This is a genomic window from Sphingomonas sp. G5 (assembly GCF_052660795.1).
The window spans coordinates 2401220-2425012 of record NZ_CP109660.1 but is presented as its reverse complement, the minus strand read 5'-3'; the positions used below and the strand labels follow the sequence as shown (position 1 = coordinate 2425012).

At 68.7% G+C, this 23793-nt stretch carries 23 protein-coding genes and 1 tRNA gene; 14 read left to right on the top strand and 10 right to left on the bottom strand.

Features of this window, described 5'->3' with window-relative positions; genetic code table 11:
- Positions 1 to 40: 40 nt before the first annotated feature.
- From cysS to NE358_RS11680, 3 genes are read left to right on the top strand one after another with little or no spacing between them, the layout of a single operon-like run.
- Positions 41 to 1441 (top strand): cysteine--tRNA ligase, encoded by a 1401-nt coding sequence (gene cysS, locus NE358_RS11690; protein ID WP_116239090.1) that lies wholly within the window; start codon positions 41 to 43, stop codon positions 1439 to 1441.
- Positions 1434 to 2432 carry a 23S rRNA (guanosine(2251)-2'-O)-methyltransferase RlmB gene (gene rlmB / locus NE358_RS11685; RefSeq protein WP_103206179.1) on the top strand — a complete coding sequence of 333 codons (999 nt, stop codon included), beginning with the start codon at positions 1434 to 1436 and terminating at the stop codon, positions 2430 to 2432. The genes cysS and rlmB overlap by 8 nt, the downstream gene beginning before the upstream one ends.
- Positions 2433 to 2451: 19 nt before the next feature.
- Positions 2452 to 3093 (top strand): NAD(P)-dependent oxidoreductase, encoded by a 642-nt coding sequence (locus tag NE358_RS11680; RefSeq protein ID WP_289938699.1) that lies wholly within the window; start codon positions 2452 to 2454, stop codon positions 3091 to 3093.
- Positions 3094 to 3172: 79 nt separating this feature from the next.
- Here NE358_RS11680 and NE358_RS11675 read toward each other — a convergent pair whose 3' ends face one another.
- Both NE358_RS11675 and NE358_RS11670 read right to left on the bottom strand, forming a co-directional pair.
- Positions 3173 to 4495, bottom strand: a complete 1323-nt coding sequence (locus NE358_RS11675) for a DUF4032 domain-containing protein (RefSeq protein ID WP_103206181.1) — start codon at positions 4493 to 4495, stop codon at positions 3173 to 3175.
- 79 nt (positions 4496 to 4574) lie between these two features.
- Complete coding sequence (locus NE358_RS11670) at positions 4575 to 5678, bottom strand: ABC transporter ATP-binding protein (RefSeq protein WP_103206182.1); 1104 nt, start codon at positions 5676 to 5678, stop codon at positions 4575 to 4577.
- A gap of 213 nt (positions 5679 to 5891) precedes the next feature.
- Here NE358_RS11670 and NE358_RS11665 point away from each other — a divergent pair, with 213 nt between their 5' ends.
- The 3 genes from NE358_RS11665 to NE358_RS11655 all read left to right on the top strand — a co-directional run bounded on the left by NE358_RS11665 (position 5892) and on the right by NE358_RS11655 (position 7428).
- Complete coding sequence (locus NE358_RS11665; RefSeq protein WP_141376067.1) at positions 5892 to 6872, top strand: DsbA family protein; 981 nt, start codon at positions 5892 to 5894, stop codon at positions 6870 to 6872.
- Positions 6873 to 6913: 41 nt separating this feature from the next.
- Positions 6914 to 7291 carry a hypothetical protein gene (locus NE358_RS11660; protein WP_103206184.1) on the top strand — a complete coding sequence of 126 codons (378 nt, stop codon included), beginning with the start codon at positions 6914 to 6916 and terminating at the stop codon, positions 7289 to 7291.
- A 61-nt stretch (positions 7292 to 7352) separates the two neighbouring features.
- Positions 7353 to 7428 (top strand) — tRNA-Thr (locus NE358_RS11655).
- 640 nt (positions 7429 to 8068) lie between these two features.
- Here the strand turns inward: NE358_RS11655 and NE358_RS11650 are convergent.
- Positions 8069 to 10006, bottom strand: coding sequence for an alpha-amylase family protein (locus tag NE358_RS11650; protein WP_499317854.1), 1938 nt, complete (start codon positions 10004 to 10006; stop codon positions 8069 to 8071).
- 131 nt (positions 10007 to 10137) lie between these two features.
- On the opposite strand from NE358_RS11650, the gene NE358_RS11645 reads away from it, so the two are divergent.
- On the top strand, positions 10138 to 11079 hold the full coding sequence (locus NE358_RS11645) for a DMT family transporter (protein WP_174799643.1): 942 nt from the start codon (positions 10138 to 10140) through the stop codon (positions 11077 to 11079).
- A gap of 109 nt (positions 11080 to 11188) precedes the next feature.
- On the opposite strand, the gene NE358_RS11640 is transcribed toward NE358_RS11645, so the two are convergent.
- Together NE358_RS11640 and msrB are read right to left on the bottom strand one after the other, a co-directional pair.
- Complete coding sequence (locus NE358_RS11640; protein ID WP_499317852.1) at positions 11189 to 11758, bottom strand: nitroreductase family protein; 570 nt, start codon at positions 11756 to 11758, stop codon at positions 11189 to 11191.
- Positions 11755 to 12162, bottom strand: a complete 408-nt coding sequence (msrB, locus tag NE358_RS11635; RefSeq protein WP_103206243.1) for a peptide-methionine (R)-S-oxide reductase MsrB — start codon at positions 12160 to 12162, stop codon at positions 11755 to 11757. Before msrB ends, NE358_RS11640 begins: the two co-directional genes overlap by 4 nt.
- 72 nt (positions 12163 to 12234) lie before the next feature.
- Between msrB and NE358_RS11630 the strand changes: the two genes are divergently transcribed.
- From NE358_RS11630 to groL, 5 genes are all read left to right on the top strand, one after another.
- Complete coding sequence (locus NE358_RS11630) at positions 12235 to 13224, top strand: DUF2332 family protein (protein WP_289938689.1); 990 nt, start codon at positions 12235 to 12237, stop codon at positions 13222 to 13224.
- A gap of 9 nt (positions 13225 to 13233) precedes the next feature.
- Positions 13234 to 13488, top strand: coding sequence for a DUF3263 domain-containing protein (locus NE358_RS11625; RefSeq protein ID WP_103206245.1), 255 nt, complete (start codon positions 13234 to 13236; stop codon positions 13486 to 13488).
- 35 nt (positions 13489 to 13523) lie between these two features.
- On the top strand, positions 13524 to 14126 hold the full coding sequence (locus tag NE358_RS11620) for a LytR C-terminal domain-containing protein (RefSeq protein WP_141376063.1): 603 nt from the start codon (positions 13524 to 13526) through the stop codon (positions 14124 to 14126).
- A gap of 131 nt (positions 14127 to 14257) precedes the next feature.
- Entirely contained in the window at positions 14258 to 14458 is a 201-nt protein-coding gene (locus NE358_RS11615) for a cold-shock protein (protein WP_056229192.1), read from the top strand.
- 170 nt (positions 14459 to 14628) lie between these two features.
- Entirely contained in the window at positions 14629 to 16248 is a 1620-nt protein-coding gene (gene groL, locus NE358_RS11610) for a chaperonin GroEL (RefSeq protein WP_103206247.1), read from the top strand.
- Positions 16249 to 16460: 212 nt separating this feature from the next.
- Here groL and NE358_RS11605 read toward each other — a convergent pair whose 3' ends face one another.
- The 5 genes from NE358_RS11605 to NE358_RS11585 form a co-directional block, all read right to left on the bottom strand.
- Entirely contained in the window at positions 16461 to 18182 is a 1722-nt protein-coding gene (locus tag NE358_RS11605; protein ID WP_353853272.1) for a sensor histidine kinase, read from the bottom strand.
- 83 nt (positions 18183 to 18265) lie between these two features.
- Positions 18266 to 18958: a response regulator transcription factor gene (locus NE358_RS11600; RefSeq protein ID WP_055838218.1), complete on the bottom strand. Its 693-nt coding sequence runs from the start codon at positions 18956 to 18958 to the stop codon at positions 18266 to 18268.
- A 69-nt stretch (positions 18959 to 19027) separates the two neighbouring features.
- The gene (locus NE358_RS11595; RefSeq protein ID WP_103206248.1) at positions 19028 to 20677 is read right to left on the bottom strand and encodes a DNA repair helicase XPB; all 1650 of its coding nucleotides are present in this window, start codon (positions 20675 to 20677) and stop codon (positions 19028 to 19030) included.
- Between the two features lie 47 nt (positions 20678 to 20724).
- On the bottom strand, positions 20725 to 22452 hold the full coding sequence (locus tag NE358_RS11590; protein WP_181904594.1) for a helicase-associated domain-containing protein: 1728 nt from the start codon (positions 22450 to 22452) through the stop codon (positions 20725 to 20727).
- Positions 22453 to 22456: 4 nt separating this feature from the next.
- Entirely contained in the window at positions 22457 to 22735 is a 279-nt protein-coding gene (locus tag NE358_RS11585) for a multidrug ABC transporter ATPase (RefSeq protein WP_103206249.1), read from the bottom strand.
- A gap of 107 nt (positions 22736 to 22842) precedes the next feature.
- On the opposite strand from NE358_RS11585, the gene NE358_RS11580 reads away from it, so the two are divergent.
- Positions 22843 to 23226 carry a cold-shock protein gene (locus NE358_RS11580; protein WP_056229171.1) on the top strand — a complete coding sequence of 128 codons (384 nt, stop codon included), beginning with the start codon at positions 22843 to 22845 and terminating at the stop codon, positions 23224 to 23226.
- Positions 23210 to 23770 carry a DUF3027 domain-containing protein gene (locus tag NE358_RS11575; protein ID WP_289938666.1) on the top strand — a complete coding sequence of 187 codons (561 nt, stop codon included), beginning with the start codon at positions 23210 to 23212 and terminating at the stop codon, positions 23768 to 23770. Before NE358_RS11580 ends, NE358_RS11575 begins: the two co-directional genes overlap by 17 nt.
- Positions 23771 to 23793 lie beyond the last annotated feature (23 nt).

Sequence of the window (23793 nt, the reverse complement as noted above, 5' to 3'; positions counted from 1 at the left end):
TGCACGGGTCGCGCGGAGGGGCGGCCGGTAGGCTGAAGACGTGACTGTTCGGCTGTACGACACGAAGGCGCAGGGACTCCGCGACTTCGTCCCCCTCGACCCCTCGAACGTCACGGTCTACGTCTGCGGCCCGACCGTGCAGTCGGGCCCGCACATCGGTCACGTGCGCGCCGCGCTCGTCTTCGACCTGCTCCGCCGGTGGCTCTCCCACCGCTTCGGCCGGGTCACCTTCGTGCGCAACGTCACCGACATCGACGACAAGGTCCTCGCCAACGCGACCGACGCCGAGCCGTGGTGGGCTCTCGCCTACCGCATGGAGCTCGAGTTCTCACGGGCGTACGAGGCCATCGGCATCCTTCCCCCCACCTACGAACCCCGTGCGACGGCGTCGGTGACGCAGATGCAGGAGCTCATCACCGAGCTCATCGAGCGCGGCCACGCCTATGCGGCCGCCGGCGACGTCTACTTCGACGTGCGGTCGTGGCCCGCGTACGGCGAGCTCACCCGTCAGAGCCCGGATGCCATGGAGCCGGCCGCCGACGCCGATCCCCGGAGCAAGCGCGATCCCCGCGACTTCGCCCTGTGGAAGGGGGCGAAGCCCGGCGAGCCGGCTTCTGCCACCTGGAGCTCGCCCTGGGGTGCGGGACGGCCCGGCTGGCACATCGAGTGCTCGGCGATGTCGCGTCGCTACCTCGGTCCCGAGTTCGACATCCACGGCGGCGGTCTCGACCTGCGTTTCCCGCACCATGAGAACGAGATCGCGCAGTCGACGGCGGCGGGGGATGCCTTCGCTCGGTACTGGGTGCACAACGGCCTCGTCACGGTCGACGGGCAGAAGATGTCGAAGTCGCTCGGCAACTTCACCCTGGCGGCCGACGTGCTCGCCGCGCACGATCCGCTCGTGGTGCGCTACGCCCTCGCCGCGGCGCACTACCGGTCGAACCTCGACCTGAGCGAGGCGTCGTGGGCCGAGGCCGAGACGGCCCTCGGCCGGATCCGCACGTTCCTCGACCGCGCCCGACGTCTCGTACAGCCGGGGTGGCCCGAGGCGAAGGAAGGCCTTCCGGCGGAGTTCGTCGAGGCCATGGACGACGACCTCTCGGTGCCCCGGGCGCTGGCGGCCATCCACACGAGCATCCGGTCGGGAAATGCGCTCCTCGACGCCGGCAAGTACGATGAGGCGAAGCACGATGTCATGGACGTCATGCAGATGACGCTCGTCCTGGGGATCAACCCTCACTCTTCTCCGTGGGGTGGCACCGGAGGGGGAGCGGAAACCGCCGCTCTGGACTCCCTCGTCCAGACGATGATCACGCAGCGCGCGCACGCGCGCGCGGACAAGGATTGGGCGGCCGCGGATCGCATTCGAGACGCGATCGCCGCCGCAGGAATCACGCTGGAGGACACTCCGGCCGGAACGCATTGGAGTATCGATGGCTAAGCCTGGACGCCCGGGAGCACGCAACCCCGGCAAGAAGAAGGGCCCCCTCAAGGGCACGGGCGGCCACGTCCGCAAGGCTCTCGAGGGCCGGGGCCCCACCCCGAAGGCCGAAGACCGCGCCTGGCACCCCGCCGGCAAGCGCAAGGCAGCCCAGGAGCGCTACGCCGCCGCCGGTGGCAAGGCGAAGCCCGGCGTGCGCGCGGTCGGCAGCAATCCGAACCGCAAGAGCCCGAAGGCGGCCGACGACACCGAGACGGTCACGGGCCGTAACTCCGTGCTCGAGGCGCTGCGGGCGAAGATCCCCGCCACGGCGATGTACGTCGCCCAGCGCATCGAGATGGACGACCGCGTCAAAGAGATGCTGTCGATGGCGACCAACCGCGGCATCCCGGTGCTCGAGGTCACGCGCCCCGAGCTCGACCGCATGGCCGGCTTCGACGGCGTGCACCAGGGGGTGGCGCTCAAGGTTCCCCCCTACGCCTACGCCCACCCGCAGGACCTGCTCGAGCAGATCATCGATCGCGGCCAGGTGCCCCTGCTCGTCGCGCTCGACGGTGTCACCGACCCCCGCAACCTCGGGGCGATCATCCGCTCCACCGGAGCTTTCGGCGGTCAGGGGCTGATCATCCCGCAGCGCCGCTCGGCGAGTGTCAACTCCGCCGCGTGGAAGACCAGCGCCGGGGCCGCTGCGCGCATCCCCGTCGCTCTCGCGGCCAACCTCACGGCCACGCTCAAGGAGTTCAAGAAGCAGGGCGTGTTCGTGCTCGGACTCGACGGCGACGGCGATGTCTCGCTGCCCGCCCTCGAGCTCGCCGACCGCCCCGTCGTGATCGTCGTGGGTTCCGAGGGCAAGGGTCTGTCCCGCCTGGTCACCGAGACGTGCGACCAGGTCGTCTCGATTCCCATCTCCGCCGCGACCGAGTCGCTGAACGCCGGCATCGCGGCATCCGTCGCCCTGTACCAGGTGTCGACGCTCCGCGGCACCGTCTGACCCACCGAGAGGAACGCTCATGCCCCGTATCGCCGTCATCGGAGGCACCGGTTACGCCGGTAGCCACATCGTCACCGAGGCCGTCCGCCGCGGCCACACGGTCGTCTCGATCGCCCGCTCGGTACCCACCGAGCGTGTCGAGGGTGCGACCTACGTCGAGGGCACCGTCCTCGACGTCCCCGGTCTCGTCGCCCAGCTCGAGGGGGTCGACGTCGTGATCTCGGCCGTGGCTCCCCGCGGCGACATGGAAGGCAAACTCCGCCCCGCGATCGCCGAGCTCGTCACGGCTCTGCCCGAGAACGTCCGCGTGGGCGTCGTCGGCGGCGCCGGCGGGTCGCTCGTGGCCGAGGGCGGGCCGCGCCTGATCGACACGGAGGGCTTCGCCGAGGAGTACAAGCCCGAGGCGCGAGAAGCGATCGGCATCCTCGAAGACCTCCAGGCCGACGACACCGGCCGCGACTGGTTCTACGTTCACCCGGCCGGCGGTTTCGGCTCGTGGGCACCGGGCGAGCGCACCGGTTCGTACCGCGACGGCGGCGACGTGCTCGTCGTCGACGGCGAGGGCAACTCGTTCATCGGTGGCGCTGACTTCGCGGTCGCCGTCCTCGACGAGATCGAGAACCCCGCGCACACGCGCGAGCGCTTCACCGTGGGGTACTGAGCACGCGACGTACCGAGGCCGTGGCATCCTGGATCGACTCCGGATGCCACGGCCTCGGCGTTTCGCGGGGCGCGGTGCGTCAGACCAGATCGCGCCAGTCGACCGAGTCGGTGTCGGTCGTCGGAACCTCGCCGGTCGCCGGGGCATCGGCGTCGGACACCGTGGGCAGCGACATGGTGTCGGTGGGAGGGCCCATGACGGTTGCCTCATCGCGGCGGTGGCGCAGAACGTCGTCGATGTAGGAGCTCACGACCTCGGCGAGGGGGACCGAGCGGCCGCGCGCCTGCGACATGTACCAGCGGTGCTCGAGCACCTGGTGGAAGACCTCGGCGGGCTCGAGCTTGGCGCGCAGGTCCCACGGGATGGCCATGACGATGGGCTCGAACACGCGGGTGAGCCATTCGTGCGCGACCATCTCTTCGTCGGCTCCGAGGCGCGAGACGCGCGCACGGAACTCGTCGAGGTCGTTGAGAAGGCGGCGGGCCTGGTTCTCTTCGACGTCGAGTCCGGTCAGTCTCAGCAGACGCCGCTGGTGGTGACCGGCATCCACGACTTTCGGCTGGATCGACACCTTCGTGCCGTCGCTCGCCGTGCGGATCGACATCTCGCCGATGTCGAAGCCGAGGGCGTTCAGACGGTGCACGCGCTCGGTGATGCGCCACGACTCGTCGACCGCGAACGACTCCTTGTCGGTGAGGGCGCCCCACAGCGAGTGGTACGACGACACCAGTCCGTCGGCGATGGCCACGGCATCCACCCCGCCCTCGAGGCGGCCGCCGGCCTCGAGGTCCATGATCTCGCCGGCGATGTTGATCCGGGCGATGTCGAGGTCGTGTGCGCGCTGACCGGGGGTCAGGCGGTTGCCGTGCAGCTCGCCCGTCTCGGCGTCGACGAGGTAGGCCGCGAACTCGCCCGCGTCACGACGGAACAGGGTGTTCGACAGAGACACGTCACCCCAGTAGAAGCCGACGTTGTGCAAGCGTACGAGCAGGACCGCGAGAGCGTCGACGAGACGGGTGGCGGTGTGCGGGCGCAGCACCTGAGTGAACAGGGCACGGTAGGGGAGCGAGAAGCGCAGGTGAGCGGTGACGAGGGCAGCGGGAAGGGGGCGGCCCGAGGCATCGGTGCGGCCGGCGATCACGGCGACGCGCTCGACGCAGGGAGCGTCGAGCCGGTCGAGGTTCCCGAGCATGTCGTATTCGCGACGTGCCATCTCCTCGGTCGTCTCCTTGATGGCCACGACCCGGCCCGACAGGTTCGCGAACCGTACGAGGTGGCGTGAGATGCCTTTGGGGAGAGCCACGATGTGATTGCTGGGCCAGTCGGCGAGACCCGTCGACCACGGCAGCTGCAGGAGGCCCGGGTCGACGGTGCTCGCCGTGATACTGAGGGATTGGGACACGGGAACCTCCGGGAAAACGGTGCGGCGCGCCCCCGACCCGACGGATCGGGATCGGGGACGCGCCGCGTCGGTGCGTGGATCAGGCCGAAGCGATGGCCCGGTCGGTGAGTCGATCGCCCGTCTCGACGTCGAAGACGTGCACGTGTCCGGGGACCGGCGCCAGCACGACCGTCTCGCCCGCGTTGGGGTGACGTCGACCGTCGACGCGAGCGACGAGGTCGGTGCGCTTGCCGTTGATGTCGGTGTGACCGTACAGGTAACCGTCGGCGCCGAGCTCCTCGACGAGGTCGACGACGACCGAGAGGCCGCGGCCGTCGGCGGGGGCGACCTGGATGTCCTCCGGACGGACACCGATGGTGACCGCGGAGCCGTTGGCCTTGCCGATGGTGTCGGCCTCGACGGGAACGACGAGGTCGCCGAAGCGCACGCCGCCCTCGGCCAGGTCGGCGGTGAAGAGGTTCATCGCGGGCGAGCCGATGAAGCCGGCCACGAAGACGTTCTTCGGGGTCTCGTACAGGTCTCGCGGGGTGCCGACCTGCTGGAGGAGGCCGTCCTTGAGCACCGCGATGCGGTCGCCCATGGTGAGCGCCTCGGTCTGGTCGTGCGTGACGTAGACCGTGGTGACACCGAGGCGGCGCTGGAGCGAAGCGATCTGCGTACGGGTCTGGACGCGAAGCTTGGCGTCGAGGTTCGACAGCGGCTCGTCCATGAGGAAGACCTGGGGCTGGCGGACGATCGCGCGGCCCATGGCGACGCGCTGACGCTGACCACCGGAGAGGGCCTTGGGCTTGCGGGTCAGGTACTGCTCGAGGTCGAGCAGCTTGGCGGCCTCGAGGACGCGCGATGCGCGCTCTTCTTTACCGACGCCGGCGATCTTGAGCGCGAAGCCCATGTTCTCGGCCACGGTCATGTGCGGGTAGAGAGCGTAGTTTTGGAACACCATCGCGATGTCGCGGTCCTTCGGCGGGACGTCGGTGACGTCGCGATCGCCGATGAGGATGCGGCCGGAGTTGACCTCTTCGAGGCCGGCCAGCATGCGCAGCGACGTGGACTTGCCGCAGCCGGAGGGGCCGACGAGGACCAGGAATTCGCCGTCGGCGACGTCGAGGTTGAGTTTGTCGACCGCGGGGCGGGTGCCGCCGGGGTACAGACGGGTTGCGTTGTCGAAGGTGACGGACGCCATTTTCTCTTCTCCTTCACCGGCAGGTACGTGCCGGACGATCCGTAGTGAATGGAATGAACGGGGGCGACCCCGTGCGCCCGACGTTGGACGCATTCGTCAGTATCGCACGTGTCTGGTCATTTCTCAGCCAGCCTGGCTACCATCGATCCTCGTCCGCCCCACCCGCGCGGGCCCCCTGATTTCATGCGGCATCGTCCGTGCCCGGAAGGTTTCATGTCCAACGACCAGTCACCGAATGTGCCAGCAGAACGCGACCGCCGTGAGGCGGTCCGCGAGAAGGCGCAGCAGGTCAAGGCGAAGCAGGCACGCTGGCGCATCGCGCGACGCTCCCTGCTGGGCATCGGTGCCGTCGCGGTGATCGCGGTCGGCGCGGTCGGCGTCTCGTTCGCGTTGAACTCGCGCGAGGCCCGCTCGCAGGCCTTCCCCGACGCCGCGACCGACGACGGCTTCCTGATCACGAGCGCCTCGCAGGTGGCCGATCCGCTCGCCGATCAGACCGTCGACGGCAACGCCGCGACGATGTCGGCTCAGGCCACTCCTCCGGCGGACGAGCCCGCACCGGCCACAGAGCCGACGCCCGAGCCGACCGCCACCGCGGCACCCGTCGATATCCGTATCTACGTCGACTACATGTCGGCCGAGGCGCGCGAGTTCCAAACCGCGAACGCGAGCCAGCTGTCGAAGTGGGTCGGCGACAAGGCCGCCACTCTCACGTACTACCCGGTGGCGATGCTGACGTCGAAGTCGAACGGGACGAAGTACAGCCTGCGGGCCGCCGGTGCCGCGGCCTGCGTGGCGACGCACTCGTCGGACCGCTTCTTCGCGTACAACCACGAGCTGCTGACCAACCAGCCCGCGGTCGACTCCGACGGCTATAGCGACCAGCAGCTCGCCGACATGGCGCAGGGTGCCGGGGTGAGCGACGTCGGCACGGTTCGCGACTGCATCGAAGGCGAGACTTACACGGCGTGGGCGAAGGCCGCCACCGACCGCGCGATCAAGGGCCTGCCGGGCACGAAGGGGCAGGCGCTGACCGCGACCCCGACCGTGCTCGTGAACGGCACCGAATACGTCGGCAACATGGACGACGCCAAAGAGTTCGCTCAGTTCGTGCTCACCGTCGACAGCAACGCGTACTACTCGACCGCTACCCCCACCCCGTCGGTCACCCCGTCGGCTCCTCCCGCGGGTTGACGAATCGGTGCGGACGCGACGTCTTATGAGATTCTGGTGGCATGAACGAAGAGCTTGAGGACTCTCCGCCCCGGCGGTCCCTCACGCAGTTGAAGGCTTGGGTGCAGGAATTCCGTGAACAGGGACACCTGTTCGCCGGACAGCTGAAGGTCGTCGAGCAGGAAGACGCCGACAGCCAGGACACGGGTCTCGTGGTGATGAACCTGATGAACGCCCGAGCGTCGATCTACATGCAGCCGAAAGGCTACGACGAGCCGCTCTGGGAAGCGACGCTCACGTCGCGACCCGACGACCTGACGATGACGCCGCACGAGATGGCGAGCCTGGCCGCCGAGTTGGTGGTGGCCGGCAATCTCTGCTCGTTCCTTCAATGGAAGTCCCTGGAGTGGGACCGCGACAGTGGGAGGCACCGCATCTGACCGGTCTCGTGTGGCCCGCCCGCCGCTCTAGACTCGTTCATCGAGACGCCACGCGTCTCCTGCCGGCTTGGCGCAATTGGTAGCGCACCGTACTTGTAATACGGGGGTTGCAGGTTCAAGTCCTGTAGCCGGCACCACAGACACCAGATCAGTAGTGCGAAAAGCCCCGCTCCGCCGTGAGGAGGCGGCGCCGGGGCGTTCTTGCGGCACCTACCAGCCGGAGCCGCCGGCTTCTATCGCATCGCCTCGGCCGACGAGGCGCCTGCGATGGGCGGGCCCTGAGCAGCGGCAGAAGTAGCGGTGCATGGATGACGTCTTGTCGTATTCGAAGGTGGCGCACGCTGGAAGGAGGCGAAACCGACGGCGAACGAGACGGCTCAGCAGTCGAGCGAACCCTCCGGGGCGGAGTCCCACGGGTGCGTGCCCGCACAACTCGCACATCGTCGGTCGCGGCGTTGCGGGAGCGACTCGCAGCTGGGCACGATTGCGTGCTGCCGCGATCACGGCTTCGTGGCATGGGTGGAGGAAGAGTACGTCGTTGCCGCGATGAAAGCTGTCTGGCCTGATTGCGAAGGTGTAGCAGACGTGGATGGTCGGATCATCGAGGAGTATCCGGCGGATCGCCGCGTCGACACGCTCGGTCATGACGCCCCTCCTCACAACGGTCTGTGCCGGTGTCTCGGTGCGAGGGGCGCTTATGCCAGTGGTCCGTCGAAGTGCGGGCGCACGGCAACGCGCCTTCGCAATCCGTACACGAGAACGTAATACCCGTACGTCTCACGCGGCAACTGGGGAAGAACGGCCCCAGGGCGGCGCGGAAGCCAGACTCAGCGCATCCGCACGCGCAGCCATCGCACGCCGTGGGCGGCGAGGGTGAGTCCGGCGCCCCAGCCATACGGGCTGAGACGACACGAGGTCGAGGGCCTCCGGTGCCATGCCCGAGAGGGTCAATGCGTCGATTTCGACGGCCGAGTCGCCGACGTTCGCCAGGACGAGCACCGAGAATCCCTCACCCGGGCGCAGGAATGAGACGACGGATGCCACGTTCGCCCCGAATGCGATCAGGTCGTTGCCCGCGAACTCCGGCGTCGACCGGCGCACGTCGATCAGTCGCGACAGCCGCGAGAAGACGCGCGCGGCCGGGGTGTCGGCATCCGTTCGATCCTCATGCTCTTGCTCGGAACGGAAGGGGCGATTGACCCACCGGCTGTCGCCCGCTTCTTCCGGCCGTTCGCGGTAGGAGTAGTCGTTGAGCTGGGCGACCTCGTCGCCGAGGTAGAGGAGCGGGATACCGCCGGTCGAGAGGGCGAGGGCGTGGGCGAGCACGACGCGGTCCTCTCCGCCGGCGTCGCCCGCCTCGATGCCGGCGAGTGACGCGGTGGTGCCCGTGACGCGGGCATCGCCCGTGCGCGGGTTCTCCTGGAATGGCACGCCGCGCGCGAACGAGCCCTCGGCCCGACCGACGTAGAAGTCGTTGAGGAAGCGGCGGTGCGGGTAGCCGTCGATCCCGAGCTCGGCGGCGTCCTCGTCGGCGAAGGTCCAGCCGATGTCGTCGTGGCTGCGCACGTAGTTCACCCAGGCGGTCCCGGCCGGGAGCGCGTGCCGGCGCTCGAGCGCTTGTTGCAGCAGGCGACCGTCGCGAGTGGCGAGCGCCTCCCAGGTGAGGGCCATCTGCAGGGGGTTGTACGAGATCTGACACTCGTCCGGTGAGATGTATGAGACCACCTGATCGGGGTGCACGATGGCCTCCGACTTGAACAGCAGCCCGGGAGCACCCATGCGCAGCACCGCGTTGAAGGCCTGCAGCAGCAGGTGTGCCTCGGGCAGCGACTCGCAGGTCGTGCCGAGTTTCTTCCAGATGAAGGCCACGGCATCCATGCGGAGGATCTCGACGCCCTGATTCGCGAGGAAGAGCATCTCGCCGGCCATCGCCTCGAAGACCGCGGGGTTGGCGTAGTTCAGGTCCCACTGGAAGTGGTAGAACGTCGCCCAGATCCAGCGGCCATCGTCGAGCTGGACGAACGTACCCGGATGATCGTCGGGGAAGATCTCGCGCGTGCTCTGCTCGTAGGCGTCGGGCAGCTCGCGATCGGGGAAGATCAGGTAGAAGTCCTCGTACCCCGCCTCGCCCGCGGTGGCCTTGCGAGCCCACTCGTGCTCGTTGCTCGTGTGGTTGAAGATGAAGTCGACCACGAGCGAGATCCCCGCCCGGCGCAGATCGGTCGCGAGGGCGGCGAGCTCTTCCATCGTGCCGAGTGCCGGATTTACCCGGCGATAGCTCGACACCGCGTAGCCGCCGTCGCTGTTGCCCTCGGGGCTTTCGAACAGCGGCATGAGGTGCAGGTAGGTCAGGCCGAGTTCGCGGAAGTACGGAATGGATTCCCGGATGCCGTCGAGCCCGCCCGCGTACCGATCGACGTAGCAGACCCCACCCAGCATGCGCTCGTTCTCGAACCAGTCCGGAGCGCTCTCGCGCTCCCTGTCGAGAGCCTTCAGGGTTCGCGGGCGCGCCGTCCACGAGGTGCGGGCCAGATCGAGGACGGATGCCAGGCGTTCGAGGCCGTCGGGCCGTTCGCCGTACAGCCGGGTGAACAGGTCGTGCAGGCGCGGAAGGTGTTGTTCGGCGTGCGCGAGGAACTCGTGGTCGGCGTCGGCGGCGCGGAGGTCGTCGATCAGGTATGAGACGTCGTCGGGGCCGGGGCGGAGCTGGGTCACGGGTCACAGCCTGACGCATCCGGGCGGGCCTCGCCGACATCGGCGTGCCGCGGGGAAGCGAAGGGGGTGGCCGACCACCCCGCGTCGTACGATCGACGGTGGCTCCCGTGCGGGGGCGCGAGAGGAGAGCCGTGGCGGAGCGGGGGTCGGTCGGTCTGGCCGTCGGGGGAGCGGTCCTCATCGGTGCCCTCACCGCGCTGCAGGCGCGCATCAACGGCAGTCTCGGCGGCGAGATCGGGGACGGATTCGTCGCCGCCGCGATCTCTTTCGGCTCCGGGCTCATCATCCTGATCGCGTTGTCGGCCCTGATTCCCGGGGGCCGACGCGGGTTCGGGCGGCTGATGGCCGGCATCCGGTCTCATTCGATTCCGCCGTGGATGCTCTTGGGCGGACTGGTCGGGGCGTTCACCGTCGCGAGCCAGGGCCTGACGGTGGCGACCATCGGCGTCGCGCTGTTCACCGTCGGATTCGTCGCGGGGCAGACCACCGGCGGGCTCGTGCTCGACCGCATCGGGTACGGACCGGCCGGCGTCGTCCCGGTGACGGTGCGGCGGCTGATCGGCGCGCTGCTGGCCATCGCGGGTGTCGTCGTCTGCCTGTCGGGAGATGCGCTCGGCGGGGTTCCGCTCTGGATGCTCGTCGTCCCGGCGATCGCGGGTGCGGGCGTGGCGTGGCAGCAGGGGACGAACGGGCGCCTGCGCGTGCGCGTGGAGAGCCCGCTGACCGCGACCCTCGTGAACTTCATCGGCGGAACGGTCGTGCTGCTGATCGCCGCGGGTGTGCATGTCGCCATCGTCGGAACACCGCGCACCGTGCCGACCGAGCCCTGGCTGTACATCGGCGGGGCGGTCGGCGTGATCTACATCTTCTTGTCGTCGGTCGTCGTGCGCCGCACGGGTGTGCTGCTGCTCGGTCTCGGCTCTGTCGTGGGTCTTCTCACGACCTCGGTTCTGCTCGACGCGCTGTGGCCCGCGCCGGCGGCTCCCTCGACCCTGGTGGCTCTGCTCGCTGCGGTCGTGGCGATCGCCGGCGTGGTCGTCGCCGCCGTGCCCGTCCGTCGCCGCCCGCGCTGACCACAGAACGACGAAGCCCGCCGCCGGTCGGGAGCGTGCCCGCTACGCGGGGCGGAAACGACGACGCCGCCGGGGACCGGGGTCCCGCGGCGGCGTCGATCGAAAGAGGTCAGAGACGCGTCTCGTCGACCGTGCGCCTCTTCTTGCCTCCGGGCATCCGTGAGAGGTGCTTCGCGGCATCCACGGTCTTGCGCCGCGTGGCTCGGGTGCGCGCGGGCTTGCCGCCGACATAGAGCCACCCGAGCAGGACTTCGCCTTTCTCGAGCCCGTGCGCCTTCGCGAGCACCTTGCTGCGGGTGTTGTCGTCGGTGCGCCAGAACACGCCGAAGCCCGCTTCGTCGAGCACGAGGCTCAGCATGTGGGCGACTCCGGATGCCACGGCCTCCTGCTCCCATGCGGGGATCTTCTTCGAGCGGAGGTTCGCCACCACCGCGATGATGAGCGGTGCGCGACGGGGCTTGGACGACAGCCCCTTCTTGCCGTCCGCCTTGTTCAGCGCGCGGGCGAGGACGTCTCGGTCGGCGCCACGGATCTCGATGAGCCGCCAGGGCTTGAGACTCTTGTGGTCGGCGACGCGACCGGCCGCGGCGACGAACGCCTCGAGCTCGGGACCGGTGGGGGCGAGGTCGGTGACCTTCGACCACGACCGGCGGTCGCGCATCGCCTCGAGTGCGCTCACGCTTTGTCTTCGGGGGTGAAGTTGAGCGAGAGCGAGTTCATGCAGTACCGGTCGCCGGTGGGCGTGCCGAAACCGTCGGGGAAGACGTGTCCCAGGTGCGAACCGCAGTTGGCGCAGCGGACCTCGGTGCGCTGCATGCCGTGGCTGTTGTCTTCGATGAGCTCGACCGCCTCGGGGCGGACCGACTCGTAGAAGCTCGGCCACCCGCAGTGCGAGTCGAACTTGGTGCCGCTCTGGAACAGTTCGGCATTGCACGCCGCACACGTGTAGAGGCCGGCACGGCTCTCGTCGAGCAGCTCACCGGTCCAGGCGCGCTCGGTACCCGCCTGGCGGAGCACCGCGTACTGCTCGGGGCTGAGCTCAGCGCGCCACTGGTCGTCGGACTTGTCGACGGCGTAGGTCATATTCACTCTCCTTCTTCGTCTCTATTCTCTCGCGCCCAGCGGCGGTCAGGTCGTGACGGCATAATCTCCCGGGTGACTCCGGATGCCGCGACCACCGTCGCCGACCGCTATCGACGTTTCGCCCGCGACGAGGCACCGGGACGTTCGGTGGTGTACGGAGCCTGGGCGGGGCGCGTCGCCGACGATGCCGCCGTCGCGGCCGCCCTCGCGGGCATCCCCGACACACGCCGTCAGCCACCGCTGGTCTTCGCGGCGATGCGTCTTCTGGGGGCGCCGCTCGACGACGTCGACGAGTGGGCGTCATGGGTCGTGGCTCACGCCGACGCGATCGTCGAGGAGTGCGGCCGACGCAGCGTGCAGACCAACGAGCCGCTCCGGTGCGCAGCCCTGCTCCCGGCGTTGGCGGCGATCGAGGGGCCGATCGCCCTGCTGGAGGTAGGGGCGAGCGCGGGGCTCTGCCTGTACCCCGACCGGTACTCGTACCGCTATCACCGCGGCGGCGAGGTCATCCCGGTCGATCCCGTCGACGGTCGCAGTTCCGTCGTCCTCGACAGCGATCTCGAGGGGCACCCCGACCTGCGGATGCCGGAGATCGTCTGGCGTGCGGGGATCGATCTCAGTCCCCTCGACGCCCGGCGTTCCGAAGATCGTAAGTGGCTCACCGGCCTCGTCTGGCCGGGGGAGGAGGGCCGCCTCGAACGGATCGAGGCGGCACTCGACATCGTGGCGGCCGATCCGCCGATCCTCGTCGCGGGCGACGGCGCGCAGGCCCTTCCCGCGCTCGCCGCACGGGCTCCGGCAGGAGCGACGCTGGTCGTGACCACTCCCGGCGTCCTCGCTCACGTGCCGCGCGTGCACCGGACCGCGGTGATCGCGGCAGCCCGGGCGGCGGGCAGGTGGATCACCCTCGACGCGCCCGGCCTGCACGACGGATGGACGCGTCGACCCGAGCCCGCGCGGGGCGGCTTCGCCCTCGCCCTCGACGGCGAGGTGCGGGCGGAGGTCGACCCGCTCGGGGCGTGGGTGGCGTGGCATCCGGGATCGGGACCGACGGCGCAGTAGCGTGGCGGCGTGCCTCTGTCGGACCGTGACCTCGCCTTCCTCGCCTTCGAGGGGGAATGGCGCCGTCACGCGGGAGCGAAGGAAGAGGCGATCCGCGCCGAGTTTTCTCTGACGCCCGCCCGGTACTACCAATTGCTCGGCCGTCTCATCGACACCCCCGAGGCTCTCGCCCACGACCCCATGCTCGTCCGCCGCTTGCGACGTCGCCGCGACGACGCGACGGCCCAGCACCGCGCTCGCCTCGGTCGGGCGGCGGTCCGCTGACAGGCTCGCCTCGACGCGACCGATAGCATCGTCCAATGGCCAGATCGACCTTCCCTCGGGATCGCTTCGACGACCTCCCGGCCGAATCCGGTCGCGTCGGCGCTCACCGTGCCGAGAAACCGCGGCTGCGCGGATGGATCGTGTTCCTCTGGGCGGCCATCGCCACTCTGCTGTTGATCATCGCCGGCATCTTCGCGACACTCGTCGTCTCGGGTCGCATCTCGCTCGGCGCCGACACCGCGCCCAGCCCGACCGTCTCGGCCGAACCGACCATCCCGGCCGTCGTCGACACCTCGTACTCGGTCGTCGTGCTCAACGGCACCTCCGACAGCGGGCTCGCGGCCTCGGTCCGTGACCAGATCGTGGCCGCGGGCTGGAGCGGAGACAACGTCGAGACGGGCACCTCCGACAGCACCGACTTCGCCGACACCACGATCTACTACCGCCTCGAGAGCGACGAGGCCGCGGCCGAGGGGCTGGCGCAGACCATCGGCGGGGCGCAGATCGCGCAGAGCGATTTCCTGCAGCCGACCGACGACCCGAACACCCCGGCTGATGAGAGCGACGTCAAGCGCCTGATCGTCGTGATCGGGCTCGACCGCGCTGCCGGCCAGCCTTCCGCCTCCCCCTCGTCCTGACACCGCGAGGGGCGCGTGTTTCCGCGTCGTAACAACTTGGATGCACGCGCGTCAACAATGCTCCGGAACCCCGATTCCGCGGCAGCGCTCGTGCTTACGATGACCTCGTCGTTCAGCAACAGGAGATTCGCATGACGCAGGGCACTGTCAAATGGTTCAACGCCGAGAAGGGTTTCGGCTTCATCACCGTCGATGACGGGCAGGACGTCTTCGTCCACTACTCGAGCATCGAGATGTCGGGTTTCCGTGTCCTCGAGGAGGGGCAGGCCGTCGAATTCACCGTCGGCACCGGTCAGAAGGGCCCTCAGGCGGAGTCCGTGCGACTGGCCTGAGCGCTGATCCGAACGCCGTGGCATCCGAGTTCCGGATGCCACGGCGTTCGCTGTTTCCGGGACGGCGCGTGGCTTGCACTCCCTAGGGGCGAGTGCCAGAATGAATTAGCACTCGCTTTCGTCGAGTGCCAAAATCTGCAAGTCACCCGTCCGGGAGGGACGACACACTTATGGCAAAGATCATCGCTTTCGACGAAGAGGCCCGGCGCGGTCTCGAGCGCGGCCTCAACACTCTCGCCGACGCCGTCAAGGTGACCCTGGGCCCCCGCGGTCGCAACGTCGTGCTCGAGAAGAAGTGGGGCGCACCCACGATCACGAACGACGGTGTCTCGATCGCCAAGGAGATCGAGCTCGACGACCCGTACGAGAAGATCGGCGCTGAGCTGGTCAAGGAGGTCGCGAAGAAGACCGACGACGTCGCGGGTGACGGCACCACCACCGCCACCGTCCTCGCCCAGGCGCTCGTGCGCGAGGGCCTGCGCAACGTCGCCGCCGGCGCCGACCCCATCTCGCTCAAGAAGGGCATCGAGAAGGCCGTCAAGGCCGTCACCGACGAGCTTCTCGCCTCCGCCAAGGAGGTCGAGTCGAAGGAGCAGATCGCCGCGACCGCGTCGATCTCCGCCGCCGACCCCGCGATCGGCGAGCTCATCGCCGAGGCCATCGACAAGGTGGGCAAGGAGGGCGTCGTCACCGTCGAGGAGTCGAACACCTTCGGCACCGAGCTCGAGCTCACCGAGGGCATGCGCTTCGACAAGGGGTACATCAACCCCTACTTCGTCACCGACCCCGAGCGTCAGGAAGCGGTCTTCGAAGACCCGTACATCCTGATCGCCAACCAGAAGATCTCCAACATCAAGGACCTTCTGCCGATCGTCGACAAGGTGATCCAGGAGGGCAAGGAACTCCTCATCATCGCCGAAGACGTCGAGGGCGAAGCTCTCGCGACCCTGGTGCTGAACAAGATCCGCGGCATCTTCAAGTCGGTCGCCGTCAAGGCTCCCGGGTTCGGCGACCGTCGCAAGGCGCAGCTGCAGGACATCGCGATCCTCACCGGCGGCCAGGTCATCACCGAAGAGGTGGGCCTCAAGCTCGAGAACGCGACCGTCGACCTCCTCGGCCGTGCACGCAAGGTCATCATCACCAAGGACGAGACCACCATCGTCGAGGGTGCCGGTGAGTCCGAGCTGATCGAGGGTCGCGTGACCCAGATCCGCCGCGAGATCGAGAACACCGACAGCGACTACGACCGCGAGAAGCTCCAGGAGCGCCTCGCGAAGCTCGCTGGTGGCGTCGCCGTCATCAAGGCCGGAGCCGCGACCGAGGTCGAGCTCAAGGAGCGCAAGCACCGCATCGAAGACGCCGTGCGCAACGCCAAGGCCGCGGTGGAAGAGGGTGTCGTCGCCGGTGGTGGCGTCGCGCTCATCCAGGCCGGCAAGAACGCCCTTGTCAACCTCGAGCTCACGGGCGACGAGGCGACCGGTGCGAACATCGTCCGCGTCGCTATCGAGGCTCCGCTCAAGCAGATCGCGCTCAACGCCGGTCTCGAGCCCGGTGTCGTCGCGAACAAGGTCGCCGAGCTCCCCGTGGGCCACGGGCTGAACGCTGCGACCGGCGAGTACGGTGACCTGTTCGCACAGGGCATCATCGACCCGGCCAAGGTGACCCGCTCGGCTCTGCAGAACGCTGCGTCGATCGCCGGCCTGTTCCTCACGACCGAGGTCGTCGTCGCCGACAAGCCGGAGAAGAACCCCGCTCCCGCGGGCGACCCGACCGGTGGCATGGACTTCTGATCCACGCTGACGACTGAGAACGCCCCCTCCCTCGGGAGGGGGCGTTCTTCGTTGGTAGGGGGAGGGTGCGCCATGTCCCATTTCTGGCTGCCTGGGGTGGTGTCAGCCAGCCGTTTTTGGGACGCGGTCCGATTTCATCGGGACATACCCGGGGCGCGCGTTCGAGCGGGGAGCGTGCGGCCGGTGCACACCATCGACGACGGCGGAACGCGTCAGGCGTCGTTCTCGGGCCGGTAGTTCTCGGGGAGCCGCTCGAGGGGCTGGGTCTCGATGAGAGCATGTTCCTGCGCGTCGCGGCGATCAGCGAGGGGGAGGGAGACCCGGAAGGTCGCTCCACCCCCGGGGGTGTCGCGTACATCCACCGTGCCGTGCAGCAGGTCGACGATGGATGCCACGATCGACAGGCCGAGGCCCGAGCCGCCGGTCTCTCGGGTGCGCGAGGTGTCAGCGCGCCAGAAGCGCTGGAAGATCTGCTCGCGGATCTGTTCCGGCACGCCCTCGCCATGGTCGATGATCTCGATCCATCCCATGTCGGTCTCGGCGTCGACACCGACGCGCAGGCCGATGGGGGAGTCCTCGGCGGTGAACCGACGCGCGTTGCCGAGCAGGTTCGCAACGACCTGACGCACCTTGTTCTCGTCGCCCATGACGACGGGGGTGAGGCGCGGTACGGTGCGGACCACCCCGATGGGTGCAGCCGGTGTTCCGTCCGGAGGAGTGGATGCCGCAAGCTCCGCCCCGTCTCTCGATCGGCGGCGGAGCCGTGAAAGGGTGGCGCCCGCGATCGCCATCGCCGACGTCGTGGGGGCGGTACGCCGGCGGCCGTTCCCGCTCGCGGGCTTTCCCCCCGCGTCCAGGAGGGGGTCGAGAGTGATCGTGGGCAGGATCAGCTCGTCGCGGGAGGTGGTGTCGTCGACCGTGACTTCGCGCTGTGGCGACGTCACGCGCAGGTCGAGCGCGGCGTCACGAGCGATCGGACGCAGATCGAGGGCGATGATCGTGACGTCGCGGCGCTCGTCGAGGCGGGCGAGGGCGAGAAGGTCCTCGACGAGCGCGCCCATCCGGATCGCTTCCTTCTCGATGCGCTCCATGGACTGCGCGACGTCCTCGTCGGAGCGGATGGCACCCATGCGGTACAGCTCCGCATAGCCGCGCATGGTGACGAGGGGCGTGCGCAACTCGTGGCTGGCGTCGCCGATGAAGCGCCGCATCTGCCGTACGGTGGCATCCCGTTGTCCGAGGGCTCCGTCGATGCGCGCGAGCATCGCGTTGATGGCGGTCTTGAGCCGGCCCACCTCGGTGTCGGGGACGATATCGGTCAGCCGCTGACTGAAATCGCCGGCCGCGATGTCCATGGCCGTCGTCTCGACCTGTCGCAGGTTGCGGAACGCCAGGGTGACGAGCCACCGGGTCAGCAGCGCCGTCGCGATGAGGATCAGCAGCGCCACGAAGGCGTAGATACCGATGTAGGCGGCGACGATCCGGTCGGTGGGGGCCAGCGGCTGGATCACCATCTGGGTGTAGACGCCGGGGTTCCCGGGCACCTGCAGAACGCCCACGCGAGCGAGGAAGTGTTGGCCGGATTGGGGTGATTCGAGCTCGATACGGCGGTCGATCTGGCTGTACGTCTGCTCCACCGTGAAGGTGGGCGGAATGTCGGGCAGAGCCGTCGTCGATGTTCCGTTGTAGAACGCCTCGCGCTGACCGTCGGGACCGTACACGACGACCATCGACCCGATCTGCGGGGCATTGTCGACCTGCGAGAACACGACGCGTCCGTCACCGGGCGCGGTGGTGAAGATGCTGTTCGCGATGCTTCCGGCGGCCTGCTGCGCGAGTTGCTCGTCGAGGTTGTTCACCAGGGTGGTGCGCAGGAACACCATGGTTCCGATACCCGCGGTGAACAACCCGATGGCGAGGAGCGCGACAGTCACGCCGGTGACCTTCGTGCGCAGGCTCAGCCCGCGCCACCAGCGCGTGAGCGAGTCGTCGGAGTGCGACAGGAGCGGACCCCCGCTCAGGCGGTCTTGCCCGACTTCAGCATGTAGCCGAAGCCGCGCTTGGTCTGGATGAGCGGCTCCGAGGAGTGCGGATCGATCTTGCGGCGCAGGTACGAGATGTAGCTTTCGACGATCCCGGCGTCGCCGTTGAAGTCGTACTCCCATACGTGATCGAGGATCTGCGCCTTCGAGAGCACGCGGTTGGGATTCAGCATGAGATAGCGCAGGAGCTTGAATTCGGTCGGGCTCAGGTCGATCGACACGTCGCCGACGCTGACGTCGTGCGTGTCCTGATCCATCGTCAATTCGCCGGTGCGGATGATCGACTCTTCATCCGCCTGCATCGTACGGCGCAGGATGGCTTGGATGCGGGCGACGATCTCATCGAGGCTGAACGGCTTGGTGACGTAGTCGTCGCCACCGGCGTTGAGCCCCATGATCTTGTCTTCGGTCTCGTCTTTGGCGGTGAGGAAGAGGATCGGAGCGGTGTAGCCCGCGCCGCGCAAACGCTTGGTGACGCTGAACCCGTTCATGTCGGGGAGCATCACGTCGAGCACGATGAGGTCGGGTTCCTCTTCGAGCACGGCCGAGATCGTCTGCGCGCCGTTGGCCACGGCTCGCACCTGGAACCCGGCGAAACGCAGGCTCGTGATGAGCAGGTCGCGGATGTTGGGTTCGTCGTCCACGACGAGGATGCGAGGAGCTGTCATGCCCTCATTATCGTGATCTGACCCAGCAATGTGCTGGATATGGAACGGAAAGCCGTGTGCTGGTATGCGTCAGGCGGCCTGTGCGTCGATTCCGTCGGCATCCAGGATGGTGTAGGCGTACCCCTGCTCGGCCAGGAATCGCTGACGATTCTGGGCGAAATCCTGGTCGACGGTGTCACGCGCGATGAGTGTGTAGAAGCTCGCGGTGTGGTTCGACTGCTTCGGTCGAAGGAGGCGGCCGAGACGCTGCGCCTCCTCCTGGCGCGAGCCGAACGAACCCGACACCTGGATCGCGACCGAGGCTTCGGGCAGGTCCACCGAGAAATTCGCGACCTTGGAGACGACCAGTAGCGGAATGCTCCCGTCGCGGAAGCCCTGGAAGAGCTCCTCGCGCTCGGGGATCGGCGTGGCGCCCGTGATCTGCGGCGCGTTCAGCGCTTCGGCGAGCTCGTCGATCTGATCGAGATACTGCCCGATGATCAGCACCCTCTCGCCCGGATGCCGTTCGACCAAGCGCCGGGCGACCTCGATCTTCGCGGGGGCGGTGGCGGCGAGACGGTAGCGATCCTCGTCGGCGGCCGCGGCGTATTCGAGTCGCTCATCGGCCGGAAGGTCGATACGCACCTCGTAGCAGGCAGCGGGCGAGATGAAACCCTGGGCCTCGATCTCTTTCCACGGCGCGTCGAAGCGCTTCGGACCGATCAGGCTGAAGACATCGCCCTCTCGACCGTCTTCGCGCACGAGCGTCGCGGTGAGACCGAGGCGGCGGCGCGCTTGCAGGTCGGCCGTGAGCTTGAACACCGGAGCGGGGAGCAGGTGGACCTCGTCGTACAGCACGAGGCCCCAGTCGAGAGCGTCGAGCAGGGCGAGATGGGCGTACTGGCCTTTCCGCTTCGCGGTGAGGATCTGGTACGTCGCGATGGTGACCGGCTTGATCTCTTTGACCTGGCCGGAGTACTCGCCGATCTCCTCGGGCGTGAGGCTCGTGCGGCGCAGCAGCTCGTCGCGCCACTGGCGCGCGCTGACGGTGTTGGTGACGAGGATGAGCGTCGTGGTGCGCGTGTCGGCCATGGCGCCGGCGCCGACCAGCGTCTTACCCGCTCCACAGGGCAGGACCACGACGCCGGAGCCGCCCTCGGAGAACGACTCGACCGCCTGGCGTTGGTAGGGGCGGAGGCTCCAGCCGTCCTCGGCGAGGTCGATCGGGTGCGGCGTCCCCGGCGTGTAGCCGGCGAGATCCTCCGCGGGCCAGCCGATCTTCAACAGCTCCTGCTTGATGTGCCCGCGCGCCCAGGCGTCGATGAGAAAGCTGTCGGGGCTCGGGCGACCGATGAGAAGCGGGGAGATGCGCTTGTTGCGCGACACCTCGCTGAGTACCGCGGCATCGGTCGAGCGCAGCACGAGCTCACCCTCGTCGTTGCGCTCGATGACAAGGCGCCCGTAGCGGTTGACCGACTCGCGGATGTCGGTGCTGACCGACGCCGGCACCGGGAAGCGCGACCACCGGTCGAGGGTGTCGAGCATGGACTCGGCGTCGTGGCCGGCCGCGCGCGCGTTCCACAGCCCCAAACGGGTGATGCGGTAGGTGTGGATGTGCTCCGGTGCGCGCTCGAGCTCGGCGAAGACCGCCAGTTCGTGGCGCGCCGTCTCTGCGTGAGGGTGCGCGACCTCGAGGAGCACGGTGCGGTCGCTTTGCACGATAAGGGGGCCGTCAGCCATAACGTTCAAGTCTACCGGGGTCGGGAAGGGCGGGGCGTGCGCGGCCGTCAGTCGACGGGTGCGACGCCGTCGATGTGAGACAGGGGGAGAGTGCGCTCGACGTCCGCTGCGCGGTCTCGACCGCGCAGGCGTCCGCCGCCGAGGCCGGTGGCCTCGAGGCGGAAGACCCGGGCCGAGCCGTCGGGGAGGCGGACCGTGACGTCGATGATCGAGCGCGCGCGGACCGCCTGATCGAGTTCGCGCTCGAGCCATGCGGCATCCGAGTCTCCCGCACCTGTGCGCAGCCGCTCGATGAGGCCGTCGTAGGCGTCCAAGGGGGCCGTGGTCCGAGCCTCGGGGGCAGCCAGCTTGGCACGCTCGAGAGCGCGGGGGCGTCCCGCGGCGTCAACCGCCACCGCGGGGTAATGGGCGTCGGTGAGCGCCCAGAAGACGACGTCTGCTGCGACGTGCGAGACGAGCTCGTCGTCGGTGCGGGTGAGGGCGATCGAGCGCAGCGACTGGTCGACCTCCATCGAGCGCAGGAGCGTCTCATCGTCGGTCAGGACCCGGGTGAGGTGAGAATCGGCGTCGGTGATGACGCGCACGCGACCGTGTTCGGCGGCGGTGCGCTCGATCACGTATGCGAGCGGCTGCGGGAGTCCGGTGAGCGAGATCCCGGTGAGGAACTCGCGAAGGCTGTCGGCCGTCTCTCCCGCGGTGATCGCGGCGCCGATCGTCGCGGCGCTGAAGCGATAGCTCGACGCCTGGGCGCGGGACTCGCGCGCGGCCATCGAACGCAGGCGTACGTCGAGGTGCGGGGCGAGCGGTCCCGGGGCGATCGCCGTGAGGTCGTTCTGCAGGTACACGCGGTCGACTTCCGGCGGCAGGAGCTCGCGCAGCGACGAGGTGTCGACGTCTCCGCCCTCGGCCAGCGGGGTCGCCCACGGCGTCGAGTGACCGGCGGCGTCGAGCAGCCCCCAGCGGACCAGACGCTTGATCCACAGGTCGGCACGCTCGGGACCCTCGGGGTCGAACGGCGTCGCGGAACGCCACTGCTCGGTGGGGATCCACCCGCCGTCGGGGGAGCGGTAGGCGGCGGGGAGAGCGTCGCGGAGGGCCTCGGCGGTGCGCTGCCAGCGCTCGAGTGTCGGCAGGCGCAGCCACTCGCGCCCGGCGGGAGACACGAGCCATGCGCGCTCATTCGTCCCGAGCAGGCCCACCTCGGCCGCGAGCCCGACGAGAAGGTCGGCTTCGGCGGCGGTGGTCACGGCTCCGGCCTCGACGAGACGTCGTCTCTCGGCGGCACCCAGCGACCCCGATCCGATGCGTCCGAGCGGAGCATCGAGCGTTTGCATGAGGATGTCGGCGAGGGAGGCGGCGTTGGTGAACACCGCTTCGGAGGCGGCGCCGGTGCTCTCGGGCGTCGCCCGGGTACGATGCGGAGCCGCGGCATCCGGGATACCCGAGGGCAGGATGTCGCGCGCCGCGTCGATCACGGTGGGGAAGGGGAATCCGTCGTCTCCGACGAGAGCACGGGAAGCCAGACGCTCGCGGATATCGCCGGTCGTCGCACGGCCGTCGGCGGCGTCGAGCAGGGCGACGGCTTCGTCGCGACCCAGAGCGGGGAGTCCGCGCGCCACGGACGTCGGATCGAGGAGCGCTTCGGCCGCGTCGAACATGTCGCGCCAGGTGCTCGAGGGCGAGATGTGGCGTTCGGCGAAGAGGCGGGCGAGATCGGTGTCGCTGCGCGCGCTCAGCGAGACCGCCAGTGCGCGTTGTGCGGAGGCCTCGGGCACGTCATCAGGCCTTGTTGGCCTTGGCCCTACGGATGAAGCTCATGATGAGCACGGCGAGCAGGCACGCGAAGGCCACCGGAGGAGCGATGTAGACGAGCAGACCGATGACCGGCCAGACGCCCGTCCCCATGTCGGCGCCGGAACTCGAGCCGATGATGATGGCGAAGAAGCACACGATCGACAGCGCGAGAAGGCCCAACGACATGAACGCGAGAATGCGATCGATGCGGCGGACGGGGACGTCGTCGCCCGGTGTGCTGCCACCGGAGGTGCGGGTGCTCATCGGGCTCAGCCTACTGCCTGGCGGCGGTGCCGTAGGCTGGAAGACCGGGATCCGTTCGGGTCCCGTGTTCCGCCGCGCTCTCCGCGCATTCATCCAGCGAGGTGTCCATGCCCACCGGCAAGGTCAGGTTCTACGACGACGAGAAGGGCTTCGGCTTCATCGTCACCGATGACGGCCAGGACGTGTTCCTGCACGCCACCGCCCTGCCCGCCGGAGCCCCCGGACCGAAGGCCGGGACGCGCCTCGAATTCGGTGTGGCCGACGGAAAGCGCGGCCTGCAGGCGCTCTCGGTTCGCGTTCTCGATGCTCCCGTGAGCCTGTCGAAGCGCTCGCGCAAGCCCGCCGACGACATGGCGATCATCGTCGAAGACCTCGTGAAGCTGCTCGACGGCATCGGCGGGGATCTGCGACGCGGTCGCTACCCGAACGGTCCTCACGCGCAGAAGATCGCCGCGGTCCTGCGCAAGGTCGCCGATGACTTCGAAGCCTGAGCAGCCCGTCGATGAGCGCCTGACCGGCGCTCACGACCTGGCGCTCGCGGCTCTGCACGAGATCACTCCGGCCGACACCGTCGGCCCCGCGGCCGGATACACGGCCGAGGAGGACGGCGCGGTCTCTTTGCGCTTCCATACCCGACTCGCGGGCTACCCGGGCTGGTTCTGGACGGTCAGCGTGGCCGTGGTGGACGACTCCGAGCCGACCGTGCTCGAGGTCGAGCTCCTGCCCGGCGACGGGGCGCTGTTGGCTCCCGACTGGGTGCCGTGGGCGACCCGTCTGGCGGAATATCAGGCGGCGCAGGTCGCGCTGGCTGTCGACGACGACGACGAGGACGACGAGGACGACGACCTCGATGAGGACGTCGACGACGAGTCGGACGACGAAGACGACGAGCACGAGCCGAAGGCGCGCTTCCACGCGGGCGATCTGGACGGGGTCGACATCGACGAGCTCGACGGCGGCTCCGCGAGCAGCGACGACCAGGACGACTCGGATGACGACGACTTTGACGACGACGAGGGCGATCGTAGCTACTGACTGCCGCTCATGACGAAGGCCGT

What these genes read in the sequence shown, in the direction of transcription:
- NE358_RS11585 (WP_103206249.1), bottom strand. Translation starts at nt 22,735, where the DNA reads ATGAGCACCCGCACCTCCGGTGGCAGCACACCGGGCGACGACGTCCCC.
- NE358_RS11680 (WP_289938699.1), top strand. Translation starts at nt 2,452, where the DNA reads ATGCCCCGTATCGCCGTCATCGGAGGCACCGGTTACGCCGGTAGCCAC.
- msrB (WP_103206243.1), bottom strand. Translation starts at nt 12,162, where the DNA reads ATGACCTACGCCGTCGACAAGTCCGACGACCAGTGGCGCGCTGAGCTC.
- rlmB (WP_103206179.1), top strand. Translation starts at nt 1,434, where the DNA reads ATGGCTAAGCCTGGACGCCCGGGAGCACGCAACCCCGGCAAGAAGAAG.
- NE358_RS11620 (WP_141376063.1), top strand. Translation starts at nt 13,524, where the DNA reads ATGGCCAGATCGACCTTCCCTCGGGATCGCTTCGACGACCTCCCGGCC.
- NE358_RS11575 (WP_289938666.1), top strand. Translation starts at nt 23,210, where the DNA reads ATGACTTCGAAGCCTGAGCAGCCCGTCGATGAGCGCCTGACCGGCGCT.
- NE358_RS11595 (WP_103206248.1), bottom strand. Translation starts at nt 20,677, where the DNA reads ATGGCTGACGGCCCCCTTATCGTGCAAAGCGACCGCACCGTGCTCCTC.
- NE358_RS11580 (WP_056229171.1), top strand. Translation starts at nt 22,843, where the DNA reads ATGCCCACCGGCAAGGTCAGGTTCTACGACGACGAGAAGGGCTTCGGC.
- NE358_RS11600 (WP_055838218.1), bottom strand. Translation starts at nt 18,958, where the DNA reads ATGACAGCTCCTCGCATCCTCGTCGTGGACGACGAACCCAACATCCGC.
- NE358_RS11665 (WP_141376067.1), top strand. Translation starts at nt 5,892, where the DNA reads ATGTCCAACGACCAGTCACCGAATGTGCCAGCAGAACGCGACCGCCGT.
- NE358_RS11615 (WP_056229192.1), top strand. Translation starts at nt 14,258, where the DNA reads ATGACGCAGGGCACTGTCAAATGGTTCAACGCCGAGAAGGGTTTCGGC.
- groL (WP_103206247.1), top strand. Translation starts at nt 14,629, where the DNA reads ATGGCAAAGATCATCGCTTTCGACGAAGAGGCCCGGCGCGGTCTCGAG.
- NE358_RS11670 (WP_103206182.1), bottom strand. Translation starts at nt 5,678, where the DNA reads ATGGCGTCCGTCACCTTCGACAACGCAACCCGTCTGTACCCCGGCGGC.
- NE358_RS11660 (WP_103206184.1), top strand. Translation starts at nt 6,914, where the DNA reads ATGAACGAAGAGCTTGAGGACTCTCCGCCCCGGCGGTCCCTCACGCAG.